Origin of the sequence: Vibrio sp. SCSIO 43140, assembly GCF_023716585.1 — a bacterium.
Lineage (GTDB): Bacteria > Pseudomonadota > Gammaproteobacteria > Enterobacterales > Vibrionaceae > Vibrio > Vibrio maritimus_B.
The window spans coordinates 208,951-226,141 of sequence record NZ_CP071850.1 but is presented as its reverse complement, the minus strand read 5'-3'; the positions used below and the strand labels follow the sequence as shown (position 1 = coordinate 226,141).

Annotated in this window: 14 protein-coding genes; 9 read left to right on the top strand and 5 right to left on the bottom strand. The window is 48.1% G+C overall.

Features of this window, described 5'->3' with window-relative positions:
• The first annotated feature begins 5 nt into the window (after positions 1 to 5).
• Both J4N45_RS01065 and lpxM read left to right on the top strand, forming a co-directional pair.
• Positions 6 to 947 (top strand): Kdo(2)-lipid IV(A) acyltransferase, encoded by a 942-nt coding sequence (locus tag J4N45_RS01065; RefSeq protein WP_252013127.1) that lies wholly within the window; start codon positions 6 to 8, stop codon positions 945 to 947.
• Between the two features lie 12 nt (positions 948 to 959).
• Entirely contained in the window at positions 960 to 1,916 is a 957-nt protein-coding gene (gene lpxM / locus J4N45_RS01060) for a lauroyl-Kdo(2)-lipid IV(A) myristoyltransferase (RefSeq protein ID WP_128648820.1), read from the top strand.
• A 73-nt stretch (positions 1,917 to 1,989) separates the two neighbouring features.
• Here lpxM and mutM read toward each other — a convergent pair whose 3' ends face one another.
• The 3 genes from mutM to J4N45_RS01045 are packed head-to-tail and all read right to left on the bottom strand — an operon-like array spanning position 1,990 to position 3,844.
• Positions 1,990 to 2,799: a bifunctional DNA-formamidopyrimidine glycosylase/DNA-(apurinic or apyrimidinic site) lyase gene (gene mutM, locus J4N45_RS01055; RefSeq protein ID WP_252013126.1), complete on the bottom strand. Its 810-nt coding sequence runs from the start codon at positions 2,797 to 2,799 to the stop codon at positions 1,990 to 1,992.
• Positions 2,800 to 2,834: 35 nt separating this feature from the next.
• On the bottom strand, positions 2,835 to 3,332 hold the full coding sequence (locus J4N45_RS01050) for a hypothetical protein (protein WP_252013125.1): 498 nt from the start codon (positions 3,330 to 3,332) through the stop codon (positions 2,835 to 2,837).
• On the bottom strand, positions 3,332 to 3,844 hold the full coding sequence (locus tag J4N45_RS01045; protein ID WP_252013124.1) for an FxsA family protein: 513 nt from the start codon (positions 3,842 to 3,844) through the stop codon (positions 3,332 to 3,334). The genes J4N45_RS01050 and J4N45_RS01045 overlap by 1 nt, the downstream gene beginning before the upstream one ends.
• Positions 3,845 to 4,196: 352 nt before the next feature.
• Between J4N45_RS01045 and aspA the strand changes: the two genes are divergently transcribed.
• From aspA to J4N45_RS01010, 7 genes are all read left to right on the top strand, one after another.
• Positions 4,197 to 5,648 carry an aspartate ammonia-lyase gene (gene aspA / locus J4N45_RS01040; protein WP_252013122.1) on the top strand — a complete coding sequence of 484 codons (1,452 nt, stop codon included), beginning with the start codon at positions 4,197 to 4,199 and terminating at the stop codon, positions 5,646 to 5,648.
• Positions 5,649 to 5,784: 136 nt separating this feature from the next.
• On the top strand, positions 5,785 to 7,095 hold the full coding sequence (locus J4N45_RS01035; RefSeq protein ID WP_234494695.1) for an anaerobic C4-dicarboxylate transporter: 1,311 nt from the start codon (positions 5,785 to 5,787) through the stop codon (positions 7,093 to 7,095).
• A gap of 138 nt (positions 7,096 to 7,233) precedes the next feature.
• Positions 7,234 to 9,066 (top strand): protein-disulfide reductase DsbD, encoded by a 1,833-nt coding sequence (locus J4N45_RS01030; protein ID WP_252013119.1) that lies wholly within the window; start codon positions 7,234 to 7,236, stop codon positions 9,064 to 9,066.
• Positions 9,067 to 9,211: 145 nt separating this feature from the next.
• Positions 9,212 to 9,847 carry a response regulator transcription factor gene (locus tag J4N45_RS01025; protein WP_252013118.1) on the top strand — a complete coding sequence of 212 codons (636 nt, stop codon included), beginning with the start codon at positions 9,212 to 9,214 and terminating at the stop codon, positions 9,845 to 9,847.
• 163 nt (positions 9,848 to 10,010) lie between these two features.
• Positions 10,011 to 10,634 carry a MarC family protein gene (locus J4N45_RS01020; protein WP_042478620.1) on the top strand — a complete coding sequence of 208 codons (624 nt, stop codon included), beginning with the start codon at positions 10,011 to 10,013 and terminating at the stop codon, positions 10,632 to 10,634.
• A gap of 202 nt (positions 10,635 to 10,836) precedes the next feature.
• Positions 10,837 to 11,103, top strand: coding sequence for a DUF4212 domain-containing protein (locus J4N45_RS01015; RefSeq protein WP_042478618.1), 267 nt, complete (start codon positions 10,837 to 10,839; stop codon positions 11,101 to 11,103).
• Positions 11,104 to 11,115: 12 nt separating this feature from the next.
• Positions 11,116 to 12,819 carry a sodium:solute symporter family protein gene (locus J4N45_RS01010; RefSeq protein ID WP_252013116.1) on the top strand — a complete coding sequence of 568 codons (1,704 nt, stop codon included), beginning with the start codon at positions 11,116 to 11,118 and terminating at the stop codon, positions 12,817 to 12,819.
• 85 nt (positions 12,820 to 12,904) lie between these two features.
• Here the strand turns inward: J4N45_RS01010 and J4N45_RS01005 are convergent, their stop codons facing one another.
• Both J4N45_RS01005 and J4N45_RS01000 read right to left on the bottom strand, forming a co-directional pair.
• Positions 12,905 to 13,243, bottom strand: a complete 339-nt coding sequence (locus J4N45_RS01005; protein ID WP_252013113.1) for a DUF3316 domain-containing protein — start codon at positions 13,241 to 13,243, stop codon at positions 12,905 to 12,907.
• Positions 13,244 to 13,725: 482 nt separating this feature from the next.
• Complete coding sequence (locus J4N45_RS01000) at positions 13,726 to 17,154, bottom strand: hybrid sensor histidine kinase/response regulator (protein WP_252013111.1); 3,429 nt, start codon at positions 17,152 to 17,154, stop codon at positions 13,726 to 13,728.
• Positions 17,155 to 17,191 lie beyond the last annotated feature (37 nt).

Sequence of the window (17,191 nt, the reverse complement as noted above, 5' to 3'; positions counted from 1 at the left end):
CGCTAATGAAAATAGATAAAAAACCTGACTTCACACTCTCACTGCTGCATCCAAAGCACTGGGGAGTATGGATAGGCTTTGGTTTGCTGGCGCTTATCGTCAACCTTCTACCTTATGCTGTGCTTTACAAAATGGGGCGCGGCCTAGGTAAGTTCGGTATGCGCTTTGGTGGCAAACGCGCGCAAATCGCTCGCCGCAACTTAGAGCTGGCGTTTCCCGAGAAGACTGAGCAAGAGATTGACGCCTTCGTCGAAGAGAACTTCAAAAACTCTGGTATGGCCCTGATTGAAACGGGCATTACTTGGTTTTGGCCTACATGGCGCTTTAAGCGTATTCTTATTGCCAAAGACATCAGTGCCATAGAGCAACACGAAGCGAACGGTAAAGGCGTACTGCTTTGTTGTGTCCATGCGCTCAACCTAGAGATCACTGCGCGTGCGTTTGCTGTGCTTGGCCTTCCGGGTTACGGTGCTTATCGTCCTCACAGCAACCCCGCTTACGAGTTCATCCAGTATCGCGGTCGTACCCGTAATGGCAACAAGCTTATCTATCGCACCGATCTAAAATCTATGATCCGTGTCATGCGCCAGGGTCACCGACTCTTCTACTTACCCGATCAAGACTACGGTCATAACAAGTCAGTCTTCGTACCGTTTTTTGCTGTAGAAGAAGCTTGTACTACGACAGGGACCAGTATTTTGGCTTACACCAGTAAATGTGCCATTGTGCCTGGCTCTGGCTTTAGAAATGCCGACGGTAAATATGAGATCATGGCTGATATCTCTATCGAAGATGAATACCCAAAGAAAGATGAAGTAGCGGCTGCGGCGCTGATGAACTCATACGTAGAGAAAATCATTCTGCGCGCGCCAGAGCAATGGTTATGGATGCACAAGCGATTCAAATCTCTGCCTGATCACACCAAAACTAACTCTCGCTACCTGTAACGAGTAGGCATTATGAGCAACCAAGAACACATCGATAAGAACCTCTATGACCCTCGTTTCCAGTGGGCGTTTTTACACCCTAAGCATTGGGGAACCTGGCTAGGTATTCTCCTTGCGGTCTTTCTAGCTTTTGTTCCCGCTAAACCTAGAGACCGCTTTGCACGCTATATTTCTGGCATCATAGTCAACAAGAATGGTCGCGTGGTAAGGCGCACTCGACTTAACTTAGTTAAGTGCTTTCCAGAAAAGAGCGAGCAAGAGATTCAACACATTGTCGAAGAGACATTTGCCAAAGCGGGTCAATACCTGTTTGGCTATTCAGAGTTTTTGGTGCGCTCGACCAAGCACAACCAAAAGCGCGGTGTGATGATTGGCGAAGAAAACCTAATGCCACTGCTTGAGGCAGGTGAGAATGTCATCATCCTAGCGCCGCATGCTTGGGCCGTCGACTATCCGGCGGTTATGCTCGCTGCGCAAGGGCACAAAGTCGCGACTATCATGAAGCCGCAGAACAACCCTATCGGTGACTGGCTGATGCACGTCCAGCGTATGCAATATGGCGGTCGAATCTTTGCTCGCAGTGCTGGAGTCAAACCTTTTGTGCGCTCGATTAAAGATGGCTACATCGGCTACTGGCTTCCAGATGAAGACCACGGTCCACAAAACTCGGTATTTGTTCCCTTTTTTGCCGCCGAAAAGGCAACCTTAAAGGGGTTCGGTAAGATGTCGCGATTGTCGCGCGCTAAAGTGGTACCAGTGCTGCCCGCTTACAACGACCAAACCAGCAAATACGAGGTGCATATTCTTCCTGCCATCGACAATTTCCCAACCGGCGATGAAGAGCAAGATGCACGCGCAATGAACAAAGCGATTGAAGATTTGCTACGTGACAAACCAGAGCAGTACATGTGGAACTTGTATCTGTTTGAAACTCAAAGAGATGGTAAACGTATCTACGATAACCACTAGAGAGTTTAGCTTTCAGGTACTAAAAAAGCGCTTGCCGATACGACAAGCGCTTTTTTATCGTCATCACCCACCATTAACTCTGGCAAGCATCGCAGAAGAAAGTATTTCTCTGGCCAATCTTCATCTCTTTGATTTCATTACCACAAAGGCGACAAGGCTCGCCAGAGCGACCGTATACTTGAAGCTCCTGGGCGAAGTATCCTGGTTTTCCATCCGTCTGAGAGAAATCTTTCAGCGTCGTTCCGCCTTGCGCTATGGCCTGTTCAAGCACTAACTTAATTTCAGACACCAGTCGCTCCCATTGTTCAAGGCTAATCTTGTAGCTTGGTGTGGTTGGAAGAATTCCGGCGCTAAACAAGGACTCGCATGCGTAAATATTCCCGACGCCGACAACATTGGCATTATTCATAATGAAGGTTTTGATCGCAACACGCTTATTCTTAGCGCGCTCGCTCATCCACTCGGCATTAAATTCATCCGTCAAAGGTTCCGGGCCACAGTTGTCCAAAAGCTCATGAGACTCTCCTGGTGCACACCATAACCAAGCCCCAAAGCGACGCGGATCGTTATAGCGCATCACTTTGCCGTTGCTGAGCACCAGATCGACATGGTCATGCTTCTCCGGGGTTGGCGGGTTATCAAGCACGCGTAAACTCCCTGACATACCTAGATGAACAATGGCCGTCCCCTTCGGAGTATCAATGAGCAAGTATTTCGCGCGTCGGCGTATCGATATGATGGGCTGACCATGCAGTTCATGGATAGCCTCGGGGATCCACCAGCGAAGCTGACGCTGACGGACCACAATTTCTTTGATGGTCTCTTCGAGAAGATGGGGGCTGATGCCCAGACGAGAGACTTCTACTTCTGGTAACTCTGGCATAATTCACACGCTGTGTTGCCGATTCACTCTATGGATTACTGAGTGCGCTCAGGCAAAAGTTGATTATTGTCGAAGCTGACTGCCACCCATTGGCTATCAAAGGTGCTAAGTAGCCAAAATTTGTTGAGCGGGTAGGCGGTGACTCGCTGCGGCTCTTCAATATCTTGATACCATACTTCAATCGTCATCGACGCCTCAAACGCTGGTCGCAGCTTTTGGTAGGTCTCTGCATCCACCGGAGTACCTCGGATTCCACGCCAACGCTCTATAACATTCGAGGCCTGCGCATCCCACTTTTCAGGAATCGCTCGCCATACACCGTTTTGCAGATAAAACTGGATCCCTGCGTAATTAATTTCTATGGGATCCGCGGTAGGGTCTAATACATACCCTTGTCCCATATGAGCGCTAGGTTCCAGTAGGTACTGCTTAATCAAGGTCGGCGCCGACACCAACAACATAAAAAAGGTGATGGCGACGATAAGTACCGTGTTCCAGCGACGACGAGTTAGCCTGAGACGATTGAAAAACATTAGTTCAGCTTATTACGGTCGTCATCATCTTTGCGTTCAAACTCACCCTCAAAGGTATTGCCACCCTGCTGGTCACCACGGCGAGAATCAAAGGGGTCTTGCTGAAATGGGTCTTGATGAAAACCGCCTTGTTGGTGGAAACCACCCGACATGGTTTTCACCACCATTTTGCTCATTAGATATTTGGCAATCGCGGCTCTTGGAGCAGGAAGCAGCACCAGCATCCCCATTGCGTCAGTCATAAAGCCAGGAGTAAGCAAGAGCACGCCAGAGACGGCAAGCATCACGCCTTCAACAATCTGCTGCGCAGGCATTTCACCTTGCTGCAGACGGCTTTGCACTGACATCAGGGTTTGCAAGCCCTGACTGCGAACCAAAGACGCACCCACCACGGCAGTGAGCAACACTAGACCGATGGTCGTCCAAAGCCCTAAAAAGCCACCCACCTGAATAAACAGTCCGATTTCAATGATCGGTACAAAAATAAATAGTAATAACAGTATCGGAAACACGCTGTCCTCCTTGGTTTGCTGTCAGTTTACGCCTACCCTTATCTAAACCACAAATAAATTACTCAGATTCAACCGTTAATCGCACAAAATTAGTTTTTCAAACTATAAATAACCTCAGTAATTCCATTAATTTTTTTGAGGGAAATCGCATCTCACGATGACTTTGATAACTTGTGCAATAATTCGGTGAAAAAGGTGATCTGGCTACTATTTTTATGTGCCACTTTGAGTAATATGTACCCCATAAGTCAGGACGTAATAACTAGCCAATTATTCTGGCGAATGGATTCTTAAAACAGATTTGGCAAATAAACTGTAAATAACGCAGAACTATTCTCTAAGGATCCAAAATATGGCGACAACTACCCTTGAGCACAATGTTGCTTCTCAAGCCACTCGTATTGAAGAAGATCTATTAGGTCAACGTCATGTCCCGGCCGATGCTTACTACGGCATCCACACGCTTCGCGCTATCGAAAACTTTAATATCTCAAATGTGACCATTTCTGATGTGCCCGACTTTGTTCGTGGTATGGTCATGACCAAGAAAGCCGCGGCGTTAGCAAACAAAGAGTTAGGTGTAATCCCTAAAGATGTCGCACAATTTATCATCCAAGCCTGTGACGTTATTTTGGAAACGGGCAAGTGCATGGATCAATTCCCTTCAGATGTGTTCCAAGGCGGCGCGGGTACGTCGGTTAACATGAACACCAATGAAGTCATCGCCAACGTGGCACTAGAACTGATGGGCAAAGAGAAAGGCCAGTATGAGTTCATCAACCCAAATGACCACGTTAACAAGAGCCAATCAACAAACTGTGCTTACCCGACGGGTTTCCGTATCGCGGTTTACAACAGCGTACAAAAGCTTATCGATGCCATTGAATATCTAAAAGGCGCGTTCGAAGCGAAGAGCCAAGAGTTCTCTACTGTTCTAAAAATGGGTCGTACTCAGCTGCAAGATGCGGTACCTATGACCGTTGGCCAAGAGTTCCATGCTTGGGCAGTGACGCTAAACGAAGAAATTCGTGCACTCGAATACACATCAAAACTATTGCTAGAAGTGAACATCGGTGCGACAGCCATCGGCACGGGTCTAAACGCAGCTCACGGCTACCAAGAACTTGCGGTTAAACACCTATCTGAAGTGACGGGTCTTGAGTGCGTGCCAGCCGAAGACCTTATCGAAGCGACGTCTGACTGTGGCGCGTATGTAATGACTCACGGTGCACTTAAGCGCCTTGCGGTGAAACTGTCTAAGATCTGTAACGACCTGCGTCTGCTTTCTTCTGGTCCACGTGCGGGTCTTAACGAGCTTAACCTGCCTGAGCTGCAAGCGGGCTCGTCAATCATGCCAGCGAAAGTGAATCCAGTGGTTCCTGAGGTCGTCAACCAGGTGTGCTTTAAGGTGCTAGGTAACGACAATACGGTCTCGTTTGCCGCAGAAGGTGGTCAGCTTCAGCTCAACGTTATGGAGCCAGTGATTGCGCAAAGCATGTTCGAGTCGCTGGATATTCTTAAAAACGCCTGTATCAACCTAAGAGACAAGTGCATCGATGGCATCACCGTCAACAAAGAGGTGTGTGAAAGCTACGTGTACAACTCTATCGGTATCGTGACTTACCTAAACCCATACATCGGTCACCACGAGGGTGATATTGTTGGTAAGATCTGTGCTGAAACAGGTAAGAGCGTCAAAGAAGTGGTACTTGAGCGTGGGCTTCTATCAGAAGAAGAATTAGATGACATTTTCTCTGTAGACAATCTGATGAAACCTCAGTATAAAGCCAAGCGCTACGAGTAATGACATTCAAAGGCTTCCCTTTTAAGGGAAGCCTTTTTAGTAACTTATTCTCATTTATCGAAATTATACCCCTTATACATTTTACTAAGTCCCCCTGTGACACTCAGGACAGGGACAAACGCAAAAAGGATTGATTATGGTTGCTATAGAGCTTGCCGTCGTACTGCTGTTTATTTATTTAGGCGCACGTATTGGCGGTATCGGAATTGGTTTAGCCGGCGGTGCTGGTGTAATTGCCCTATCATTGGTACTCGGCGTACCGACCAGTCAAGCCTACATCCCTGTTGATGTAATCTTGATCATCATGTCAGTGATTACCGCGATTGCGGCAATGCAAGTTGCTGGCGGTATGGACTGGTTAGTACAAATTGCTGAAGACTTCCTTCGTAAACATCCAGAAAGAATTACCTTTTACGCACCCATCGTGACTTTCTTGATGACCCTGATGGCAGGTACCGGTCATACCGCGTTCTCTACCCTACCCGTCATTGCCGAAGTTGCGAAAGGTCAAGGCGTGCGCCCTTCTCGCCCGCTTTCTATCGCCGTTGTTGCCTCGCAAATCGCGATCACTGCATCACCTATATCAGCAGCCGTCGTGGCGTTTGCTGCGATGCTAGCACCAATGGGCGTTGACTACCTAACACTGCTCGCGGTGTGCATTCCAACCACATTCATTGCCTGTATGGTCGGTGCATTTGTTGCCAACTTTATGGGTAGCGAACTAAAAGACGACCCAGTCTATCAAGAACGTCTAGCGCAAGGTCTGATTAAGCTAAGCGACGCAAAAGAGCGTAACATCCTGCCGACAGCGAAAACGGCGACGTACATTTTCCTCGCGGCTATCGGTTTTGTTGTGTGCTACGCCGCGGCTATCTCTGGCTCAATCGGCCTTATCGAAGATCCTGCTCTGGGTCGAAACGAAGCCATTATGACCGTCATGCTTGCTGCAGCTGCGGCGATTACCCTGGTCACTAAGATTGATGCATCGAAAATCCCGTCAGCGGCGACATTCCGCTCTGGTATGACAGCGTGTGTTTGTGTGCTTGGTGTGGCATGGCTAGGCTCGACGTTTGTTAACGCTCACGTAGACGGTATTAAAGAGCTTGCTGGTGCGCTGCTTGAAGATTACCCATGGATGCTTGCTATGGTGCTATTCTTCGCGTCAATGCTGCTTTACTCGCAAGGTGCAACGACGGTTGCTCTTATGCCAGCGGCTCTAGCTATTGGTGTTGCGCCGCTAACCGCAGTGGCCTCTTTTGCTGCAGTAAGTGCCTTGTTTGTATTGCCAACCTACCCAACTCTGCTGGCTGCGGTTGAAATGGATGACACAGGTTCGACGCGAATCGGTAACTACGTGTTTAACCACCCATTCTTCATTCCGGGTGTAACGACTATTGCTACCGCAGTGGCGCTTGGATTCGCGTTTGGCGGTCTATTGATCGGCTAAACTCAGTTGCAACTCGCAATATCATTAAAGAGCAGCTTTTACGCTGCTCTTTTTTTATCTCAGATGAAACATTTGACGCTATCTTCCTGTCTTAACTTCATATAACCTCAATATATTGTTTTGGCTTGGTTGCGTTTTATGACTCGGATATTCACTCATCTATTACTGCTCTCTCTATTTACCTTCTCCCTACCAAGCTGGGCGTTATTTGGTAACAGTAGTTCAAGCTCCGCTTTTGCACCGAGCTCACCGAACACGTTCGTACCGGTAGATGAAGCCTTTCCGATGAACGCCTACCAACAAGGCGATCGTGTATTCATTGATTGGCAAGTAAAACAAGACTACTACCTCTATCAAGAGCGCCTGTCGTTCAGTGGCGAAAACGTCACATTGGGTGATATCACGATGGAGGATGGCGAGCCCTATAATGATGAGTTTTTCGGCGACGTAAACATCTATACTCAACCACTGTTCGTGGAAGTACCGCTAACGGCATATCAAGATGGCGCGAGATTGATTGTCCAATACCAAGGCTGTGCGAAAGCGGGGTTTTGCTATCCGCCTGAGACTCGCATCATCGATATCACACCATTTAGCTTTGATGCCGCTCAAGAGGTGCAAACGACATCACAATCTATTGCGCCTGCACCTCAAAACTCCAACGCTCAGTCAAAACAAAGTACCCCTGAATCTGGTTCAGCCGCCCCATCCAATGGTGACCTAACCGATAAACTGGCACAGAACTGGTGGACACCTGCGTTATTCTTGTTGCTTGGTATCGGACTGGCGTTTACACCTTGTGTGCTCCCTATGTACCCGATTTTGACCAGCATTGTGCTTGGCGGTGGTAAACGCAGTCACAAACAAGCGCTTATTCTTTCACTGGTGTACGTGCAAGGTATGGCGCTCACATATACCTTACTAGGTCTGGTGGTTGCGTCTGCGGGTATGCAGTTTCAAGCGGCAATGCAGCACCCTTATGTGTTGATCGGGTTGAGTGCACTCTTTGTTGCGCTGTCGCTCTCTATGTTTGGCCTATATACGCTTCAGCTACCAAGCGGGGTGCAGACTTGGCTCAATAATCTCAGCAACAAGCAACAGGGCGGTAACTTGCTCGGTGTCTTCGCCATGGGCGCAATATCGGGATTAGTGTGTTCACCTTGCACCACAGCGCCGCTATCGGGAGCACTGCTTTACGTCGCGCAAAGTGGTGATTTGTTGACGGGCGGTATTGCTCTGTATGCGCTTGCGTTGGGTATGGGCATTCCGCTTATCGCAGCGGCGGTGTTTGGTAATAAATTGCTACCGAAAGCGGGTAACTGGATGGAGCGTGTCAAAGTGTTGTTTGGCTTTGTTCTGCTCGCTGCCCCGATTTTCCTGCTTGAGCGCTTACTACCCGAATTTTGGAGCAGTGTACTGTGGTCTGGGCTAGGGATTGCTGCCTTTAGCTGGCTCTACCATCAAAAGAACGCATTGCCTTTTGGAGGCTGGAAACAGAGCTGCGTGGGAATTATTGCCATATTAGGCCTGTTTGCCTCAGCGCAGCCACTGCTCAATCACTGGCTTGGTAATCCTAGCGGTGCTGAAGCTTCAAAGGTCACGATTAGTTTTGTTCAAATCAACAACACGACCGAGCTACAAGCGGAGTTGGACAAAGCGAAGTTGGCGGGTAAGCCAGTGATGTTAGATTTCTATGCGGATTGGTGTGTAGCCTGCAAAGAGTTTGAGAAATACACCTTCCACGCTCCTAATGTTGAGCCTGTGTTGAGTGATTTTGTCCTGCTGCAAGCAGATGTGACTCGTAATCAGCCACAGGATATAGAGCTACTTAAGTCAATGGACGTGTTAGGTCTACCCACTATTGAGTTTTGGGATGCACAAGGTAATCCCATTCCTCATGCTCGCTTAACCGGTTTTGTTGGTGCCGATGATTTTCTGCAGCACTTAACTCAACATGCGCTCATCCAATAGTGAGCAGCTCGATTTGTAAAGCGGTTGTTTACAGAGTCATAGCTAAAAAGTCGATTCTGCTCAGAGTTTTGTATTGATTTAATTGTCCAAACATCAGACTGAATCAATAATAGCATTAACACTTTCGCAAAATAATTGAGACACTATGGAACCGAGCTATACCATCATTATCGCCGATGACCATCCACTGTTTAGAAATGCACTATTTCAGTCTGTCCATATGGCGATAAGTGGCGCGAACTTGCTGGAAGCTGACTCGCTGGAGTCGTTACTCAGCTTGCTCGAGAAAAGCGAAGAGCCCGATCTTATTTTGTTGGACCTCAAGATGCCGGGGGCCAACGGCATGTCTGGACTGATTCACCTACGTGCCGACTATCCTGATATTCCTATCGTCGTCATTTCTGCCAGCGAAGAGACCAGCATTGTCTCACAGGTCAAAATGCACGGTGCCTTTGGGTTTATCCCAAAATCAAGCGATATGCGCGCGTTGATCAGTGCACTAAACCAAGTGCTCGAAGGCGAACCCTACTTCCCTGCAGAACTTCTTGTCGACAGCAACGAAAGTAATGATCTTGCAGAGAAAATTGCCACCCTCACTCCGCAGCAATACAAAGTACTGGGCATGCTGTCGGACGGTCTCCTCAACAAGCAGATTGCTTACGATCTCAATGTCTCAGAGGCGACTATCAAAGCGCACATGACGGCGATTTTCCGCAAGCTAGGGGTTAAAAACCGCACTCAAGCGGTGATCTTGTTGCAGCAAACAGAGTCCGACAGTTGATCGAGCTGCTATTATGTAACTGAGTGTGAATGCATTCACAATTACGTTGATACCATCCACAATACGATAAATAATAGTGGCGCCTATTTCTGAGTCATTTCTTATGTTAATCAGATAGCTAGGCGTTTTATCCCTCTGTTTCATCAAACTCTGGGAGGTACCCTTGCTCAGTATTCTTGTTACGCAATTCGTCGTCCTTTGGGCTGTCATCGACCCGATTGGCTCTGTACCCGTTTACCTATCTCAAACTCAACACCTCGATACCAAACATCGTCGCATCGTCGCTTTAAAAGCGGTCGCCATTGCAACTGGTGTGTTGCTGTTCTTTTTAATCGCGGGGCAATTATTGCTAGAGGCGATGCAGATTCCCCTACCGGCTTTTCAAGCCGCCGGTGGTCTCGTATTACTGCTGTTTGCGTTAACCATGATTTTTGGAGAGAGCAAGCCAGAAGAAGAAACCAAACTGGGACAAGAGGTAAGTCGATCGCAGCTCTCTGATCTCGCCGTGTACCCACTCGCGATACCCTCCATCGCCTCACCAGGCGCGATGATGGCTATCGTATTACTCACTGACAACCATAGACATTCTTTTATGGATCAAGGTATTACCGCCTTAGTAATGCTTGCGGTATTGCTCATCACCCTGATGCTACTGCTCGGCGCTACTACGATTCAAAAGTGGATAGGCAATGTGGGCGCCGCTATCATCAGCCGAGTCATGGGGTTGATCCTTGCGGCTGTCGCAGTAAGTAACTTATTGCAGGGAATCAAAGACTTTTATATCTAGATTTATCGATAGATGTTAGACCTTTGGCTAATTTAACATCAGATTAACATCACACTTTTCCACCCAAACCACTTTAAGCGCCTGTATCTATGGCGCTTTCTTGTTTTCTACAGTCGACTAAAGTTGCACTGAGTTCTTGCCTTCACCCTGCTACCTTATAAAACGTAACAATACGTTAACACACACGATAAAGGAGAAGGCCATGGCGTTCGAATCATCAGAACAAGCTCAAGCCTATTGGAAGGAAAATCTAGGAATCATGGGTTCGCTACTCGCAATCTGGTTCCTTGTGTCTTACGGTGCAGGCATCCTATTTGTTGACGCACTTAATGCAATCCAGTTTGGTGGTTTCAAACTCGGCTTCTGGTTTGCACAGCAAGGGTCAATCTACACCTTTGTTGCTCTGATCTTTGTTTATGTTGCTCGCATGAATGCGCTCGACAAGAAATACAACGTACAGGAAGACTAAGAGGCATTTAAAATGGATATTCAAACTTGGACGTTTATTCTTGTCGGTATTACCTTTGCGCTCTACATCGGCATCGCGATCTGGGCTCGTGCTGGCTCAACCAGTGAGTTCTATGTTGCCGGTGGTGGTGTTCACCCTGTGGCAAACGGCATGGCAACAGCGGCTGACTGGATGTCGGCAGCATCTTTCATTTCAATGGCAGGTATCATCTCATTCATCGGTTACGATGGTGCGGTATACCTTATGGGTTGGACTGGCGGTTACGTACTTCTTGCACTTTGCTTAGCCCCTTATCTACGTAAGTTCGGTAAGTTCACCGTGCCAGATTTCATTGGCGATCGTTACTACTCAAAAACAGCGCGTATGGTAGCGGTATTCTGTGCCATCTTCGTTTCCTTTACCTATGTAGCAGGTCAAATGCGTGGTGTAGGTGTTGTATTCTCACGCTTCCTAGAGGTAGACATCAACCTTGGTATCGTTATCGGTATGGCCATCGTATTCTTCTACGCAGTAATGGGTGGAATGAAAGGGATTACCTATACTCAGGTTGCTCAATATTGCGTACTGATCTTCGCTTTCTTGGTACCAGCGGTATTTACATCACTAATGATGACAGACTCGGTACTGCCACAGGTTGGTTTTGGTTCGACGCTGACAGGGTCAGAAACCTACTTGCTCGATAAACTCGATGGACTGACCGAGGAGCTCGGCTTTACCGCCTATACCGACGGCTCTAAGAGTATGGTTGACGTCTTCTTCATCTGTGCGGCGCTAATGGTGGGTACAGCAGGTCTACCACACGTTATTATTCGCTTTTTCACTGTACCTCGCGTAAAAGATGCACGTATTTCAGCAGGTTGGGCACTCGTCTTTATCTCGCTTCTTTACACAACAGCACCAGCAGTCGCAGCGTTCGCGCGCGTTAACATGATCGACACCATCAATGGTCCAGACATGAAAGGCGTACAAGCAGAAGAGGCACCAAGCTGGTATAAGAACTGGGAAAGCACAGGCCTTGTTGGTTGGGAAGATAAGAACGGCGATGGTCGTATGTTCTACTCAGGCGATGAGCGCAACGAGATGAAGATCAACCGCGATATCATCGTATTGGCCTCTCCAGAGCTTGCTCAACTCCCTAACTGGGTTGTTGCACTGCTCGCAGCAGGTGGCTTAGCCGCAGCACTATCAACAGCAGCGGGTCTACTATTGGTTATCTCGACGGCGGTCTCTCATGATCTGCTCAAGAAAGGCTTTAAACCCGATATGACCGATAAGCAGGAGCTCATGTACGCTCGGATAGGTGCCGCCGCCGCGGTTATCGGTGCCGGTTACCTGGGCATCAACCCACCAGGCTTCGTGGCTCAGGTTGTTGCATTCGCCTTCGGCCTGGCAGCCGCATCCTTCTTCCCTGCTATTATTTTGGGTATCTTCTATAAGAAGATGAACAAAGAGGGTGCTATCGCAGGTATGCTTTCAGGTATCTTGTTTACTGCGGCTTACATCATCTACTTCAAGTTCATCAACCCTGCGGCAAGCACACCAGACAATTGGTTGTTTGGTATCAGCCCAGAGGGTATTGGTACGCTTGGTATGTGTCTAAACTTCACTGTATCCATTGTGGTTAACAAGTTTACGGCAGAAGTACCGAAAGATGTGCAAGATATGGTGGAATCGATTCGCTATCCGAAAGGCGCTGGCGCGGCTCACGACCACTAATCTACAAGCAATAACCTTATCCACACGTAATAACAAAGGCCGCTGCATATGCAGCGACCTTGCTTCGTGCTAGCGAAATCAAATATTAGTTATAACGTGAGAAACGATACTCCACGTCAACAACACCTTGGTACATGGTTGCGCCATCTGAACCAGGTGCCATATTTACAGATACGTCTTTTTCAACAATCTCTAAGCTGTTGCGGTCAAGATTGTTAATTGGCGTACGAAGTACAAATGCCAGTTCGTGTGACGGCTTGGCTGACAGCTGTTCAGAAATACGATTCGCTTCTGCCATCGCTTCCGCTTTAGTTTCGAAGAACTCAGTATGCACCCCGCCGTTTCCGTATAGATTATCCGAACTTGCAATAGCCAAAGCCGGAGCCATCGCAAAGATTGCTGCAATTGATAGTAGTTTTTTCATAATGACACCTCATAAAGTAGCACCGTTAAGTGCTCAACATTCGGTGAACGCACAACGACCTAACGCTCAACCAACTCCCCCTTTACTACGGAGGGATACCTAAAAAGTATTAAAATAAAATCAAATTTAAATGATACTAGTAACAATTAGCATTTTGTTTTGGTATCGCTTTTTGTTTTCATTTGATACTCATCTCTTACCCAATACGACCTAACACAGGTCACATTAATTTCAAAAAACTGCACTTTTTTTCAGCATTTTTCGAAAGAGTATTGATTCATAACGAATTAATTTCAGCGATGCGTTGACAGAAATCCCGCCAAGGCTGTGAGTGTTGCTATTCGTTAGTTGATGTCACAAAGAATAACTGGAACGACGTAAAGGGTCTGTCAAGCGAGGTAAAGGTCAGGTGATATTGAGTAAAGACATGGAAAGAACACTAACATCGAAATGACAAATGCTTTTCCATGCCTTATTGATCGCTAGGATTGATTGAGTATTGAACGCAGTTTAAGTGGTTTAACGGGTTTAGCTATAAAGGCAAAACCATTGGATTTAATGCCCTCAAGCATGGACTCTGTTCTATCGGCACTAATGATGACGCCTTTAAACGAGTCACCCACGCGTAAACGAAATTGCTGCAGTACTTCTAATCCCGTTCGCCCATTGTCGAGTCGATAGTCAGATAAGATGACGTCAGGCTCCCAGCCTTGATCCAGATGTTTAAGACTGCCCACTAGATCCAATGCTGTGCGTACGTCACACCCCCAACGCTCTAACAAGGTCTCCATTCCAACCAAAATATCAGGCTCATTATCAACGCAAAGTACTTTAAGATGCTTAAGTCCAGCATCACTCGATGCTGCGACTTTTTCTGCAACAGGCGCTATCTCGCTCGCCAAATCAAGCGTTATGGAGAACACGCTGCCGCGATCGGGCCACGAGCGCATAGAGATTTGATGGTTGAGCACTCTCGCAATACCTCGAGAAATGGCGAGCCCCAACCCTAGCCCCCTATCCGCTCGAGCTTGGTCTACACGGGTAAACTCATTGAAAATCTCTTTCTGCTTATCTTCTGGAATCCCGATCCCATCATCCCAAACATCAATTCGTACTCGACCATTGATCCTTCTCGCCCCGAGAAGCACCTTGCCTTCTGGGTTGTAGCGAAACGCGTTAGTGAGAAAGTTCTGTAGCACGCGACGCAGCAACTTGGGGTCAGACTTGACGATAAGTGAGCTTGAAACGACTGAAAAATCAATACTCTGCCCTTTTGATATGGCACTGAACTCGGCTTTTAAGTTGTTGAATACTTCTGATAGCTGAAAGCCACGTACGTTGGTCTGTAGCTTGCCAGACTCCAGTCTCGATATATCGAGCAAATCGCCGATCAACTCTTCTGCCGCGCCCAATGCACTCTCAATATGACCGGAGAGTTTACGGGTTTCATCATCCTTACTCTCCTCAGAAAGGGAGGATGCGAACAGTCGCGCTGCATTGAGTGGCTGCATGAGGTCGTGACTCACCGCAGCCAAAAAACGCATTTTAGACTGAGATTCAGATTCTGACTTTCGGGTAGCCAAGACTAAGCGCTGGTTAAGCTGTTCAAGCTCATGGGTTCGCTCAATGACTCGTTCTTCTAGACGTTCATTCGCATCTCGTAGCGCAGATTCGGCTTCTCTGAACACCGTAATATCGGTAAAGCTCATCACAAACCCTCCACCTGGCATGGGGTTGCCTTGCACCTCAATGACACTGCCATCCGATCTCACTCGCGACGAGGTATGTGGTGAGCCTTGTTCGAGATAATAGATACGCTTGCGTACATGCTCATTAGGATCGCCCGGGCCGCATAGCCCTTGCTCAGCATTGTGACGAATCACATCCGCAATGGGCCTACCAACTTGAATCAGCCCCGGAGGAAAGGTAAACAGCTCTAGATATCTCCTATTCCATGCGACCAAACGCAGTTGCTTATCGACAACCGCGATACCCTGCCCTATGTGCTCGATGGCGCCTTGCAATAACCCTCGGCTAAAGTGGTACAGCTCGGATGCTTCATCAACTATCGTCGCGACTTCCTCGAGCTGCATGTTACGCCCTTGCAGCGCGGAGGTAAGAACCAGTTTCGCCGACGATGCACCAAAAACCCCGGCCAACACACGCTCGGTATGTCGAATCAGCTCTGCGGTCGCTTGTTGGTTCGGCAGGGGCTGGCTTTCTTGCTGTTTCCAGTACTGACGAAATGCACTGCGAACCCGCGTTCGCCCGACAAATCGCGAGGCCAACATCTCAAGTTCCGCTACTGTGACTCGACTTTGGTAGAGACTCAGGTTCTCACTTTCAGGAAGAGGTGTACCGACAAAAGAGGCTGACTGTAAACGCTCAGTAAGACTCGAACGCGTCGCAAGAGAGATGACGACAAAGCAGATGGCGTTTAACACCACACTCATCAACATTCCCCAATCCGAGCTAGCAATGCCCCAGGAAGAAAGAAGATCTGGTGGCGTAATCATCCATATCAAAAGGTTACTGCTCGCATCACCAGCCAAAAGGCCGGTTTCACTCATCAGTGTGATAAGCCAAATGGCAAAACCAACAAACAGTCCGACATAAACCCCTTTACGGTTGCCAAGACGCCAGTACATTCCGCCTATCAGAGCGGGTGCAAACTGGGTAATTGCCGAAAATGACAAGAAGCCAATTGCTGAGAGTGAGTGGATCGTATCGAGCGCCTGATAAAATAGCCAAGCACCAAACAACAGCAAACAGATCAAGGCTCTACGGATAACCAATAACAAGCCCGAAAGATGGCGGTGCGAGCGATGTGCTAGCTTAATACGACGCAAAAGCAGTGGCATCACAAGATCATTCGACATCATAATGGCCAGCGCGATCGTAGATACAATTACCATACCGCTCGCAGCCGACGTGCCACCTAAAAATGCCAGCAAAGCAATGTTATTAGCCTCGGCAAACTTAGGGATACTGATAACAAACGTATCTGGCGATGTCCCCATTAACAGCCCTTGCCCGACCCAAGCAATAGGAAGCACAAATAGCCCCATCAGCACCAAGTAAACTGGGAACAACCATCGAGCTGTATGCAAATCTTGAGCACGTTCATTTTCAACCACCATGGTATGGAACTGCCTTGGCAGGCAGACGATCGCCATCATGGTGAGTCCTGTGTGTATCAACAAGGTTGGAACATTGGGGGATTGGTAGGTGCTTGACGCCAGCTCAGCCAGATGAATATCTGGTCGGTCCCACGCGAGGTAAAGTATAAACACACCGACGACCAAGAAGGCCACCAGCTTGACGATGGACTCAAACGCGACCGCCATCATCATACCGCGGTGATGCTCGGTATTATCGATGTGTCGAGTGCCAAACAGCATGGTAAAGATTGCCAAAGCACCAACGACAAACCATGAGATGTGTTTATCTTGATACCCAAGCTCGCTGGCAAGATCAGGGGCGACAACCTCGAGCCCCATGGTAATGCCGCGCAGCTGCAAGGCGATGTAAGGCAAGATCCCAGCCACGGCAATCAAGGTCACAACGACGGCGAGCCCTTGAGACTTGCCGTATCGCGCGGCTATAAAGTCAGCGATGGAGGTAATGTGCTCGCGCTTGGCGATAAGAATAAGGCGGGCAATGACGCGCCAGCCTAATGTAAAGACGATGATTGGGGCTAAGTAGATGGGCAAGAATGCCCAAGGGTTTGCGCTCGCTTGTCCGACCGTTCCGTAGAAAGTCCAGGATGTACAGTAAACAGCAATCGAAAGGCTGTAGACCCAAGGTCGCCAGTTGGAGAGCCATTTTTTCTGCCTATCGCCGTACCATGCTATTAAAAATAGTATGCCCAAATAGGCCAGTGACACGGGGACGACGATCCATCCTTGCATATGTGATATCCCTTTAAATTTGTTAACTATTATTTAA

What these genes read in the sequence shown, in the direction of transcription:
- J4N45_RS01065 (WP_252013127.1), top strand. Translation starts at nt 6, where the DNA reads ATGAAAATAGATAAAAAACCTGACTTCACACTCTCACTGCTGCATCCA.
- lpxM (WP_128648820.1), top strand. Translation starts at nt 960, where the DNA reads ATGAGCAACCAAGAACACATCGATAAGAACCTCTATGACCCTCGTTTC.
- mutM (WP_252013126.1), bottom strand. Translation starts at nt 2,799, where the DNA reads ATGCCAGAGTTACCAGAAGTAGAAGTCTCTCGTCTGGGCATCAGCCCC.
- J4N45_RS01050 (WP_252013125.1), bottom strand. Translation starts at nt 3,332, where the DNA reads ATGTTTTTCAATCGTCTCAGGCTAACTCGTCGTCGCTGGAACACGGTA.
- aspA (WP_252013122.1), top strand. Translation starts at nt 4,197, where the DNA reads ATGGCGACAACTACCCTTGAGCACAATGTTGCTTCTCAAGCCACTCGT.
- J4N45_RS01035 (WP_234494695.1), top strand. Translation starts at nt 5,785, where the DNA reads ATGGTTGCTATAGAGCTTGCCGTCGTACTGCTGTTTATTTATTTAGGC.
- J4N45_RS01030 (WP_252013119.1), top strand. Translation starts at nt 7,234, where the DNA reads ATGACTCGGATATTCACTCATCTATTACTGCTCTCTCTATTTACCTTC.
- J4N45_RS01025 (WP_252013118.1), top strand. Translation starts at nt 9,212, where the DNA reads ATGGAACCGAGCTATACCATCATTATCGCCGATGACCATCCACTGTTT.
- J4N45_RS01015 (WP_042478618.1), top strand. Translation starts at nt 10,837, where the DNA reads ATGGCGTTCGAATCATCAGAACAAGCTCAAGCCTATTGGAAGGAAAAT.
- J4N45_RS01010 (WP_252013116.1), top strand. Translation starts at nt 11,116, where the DNA reads ATGGATATTCAAACTTGGACGTTTATTCTTGTCGGTATTACCTTTGCG.
- J4N45_RS01005 (WP_252013113.1), bottom strand. Translation starts at nt 13,243, where the DNA reads ATGAAAAAACTACTATCAATTGCAGCAATCTTTGCGATGGCTCCGGCT.
- J4N45_RS01000 (WP_252013111.1), bottom strand. Translation starts at nt 17,154, where the DNA reads ATGCAAGGATGGATCGTCGTCCCCGTGTCACTGGCCTATTTGGGCATA.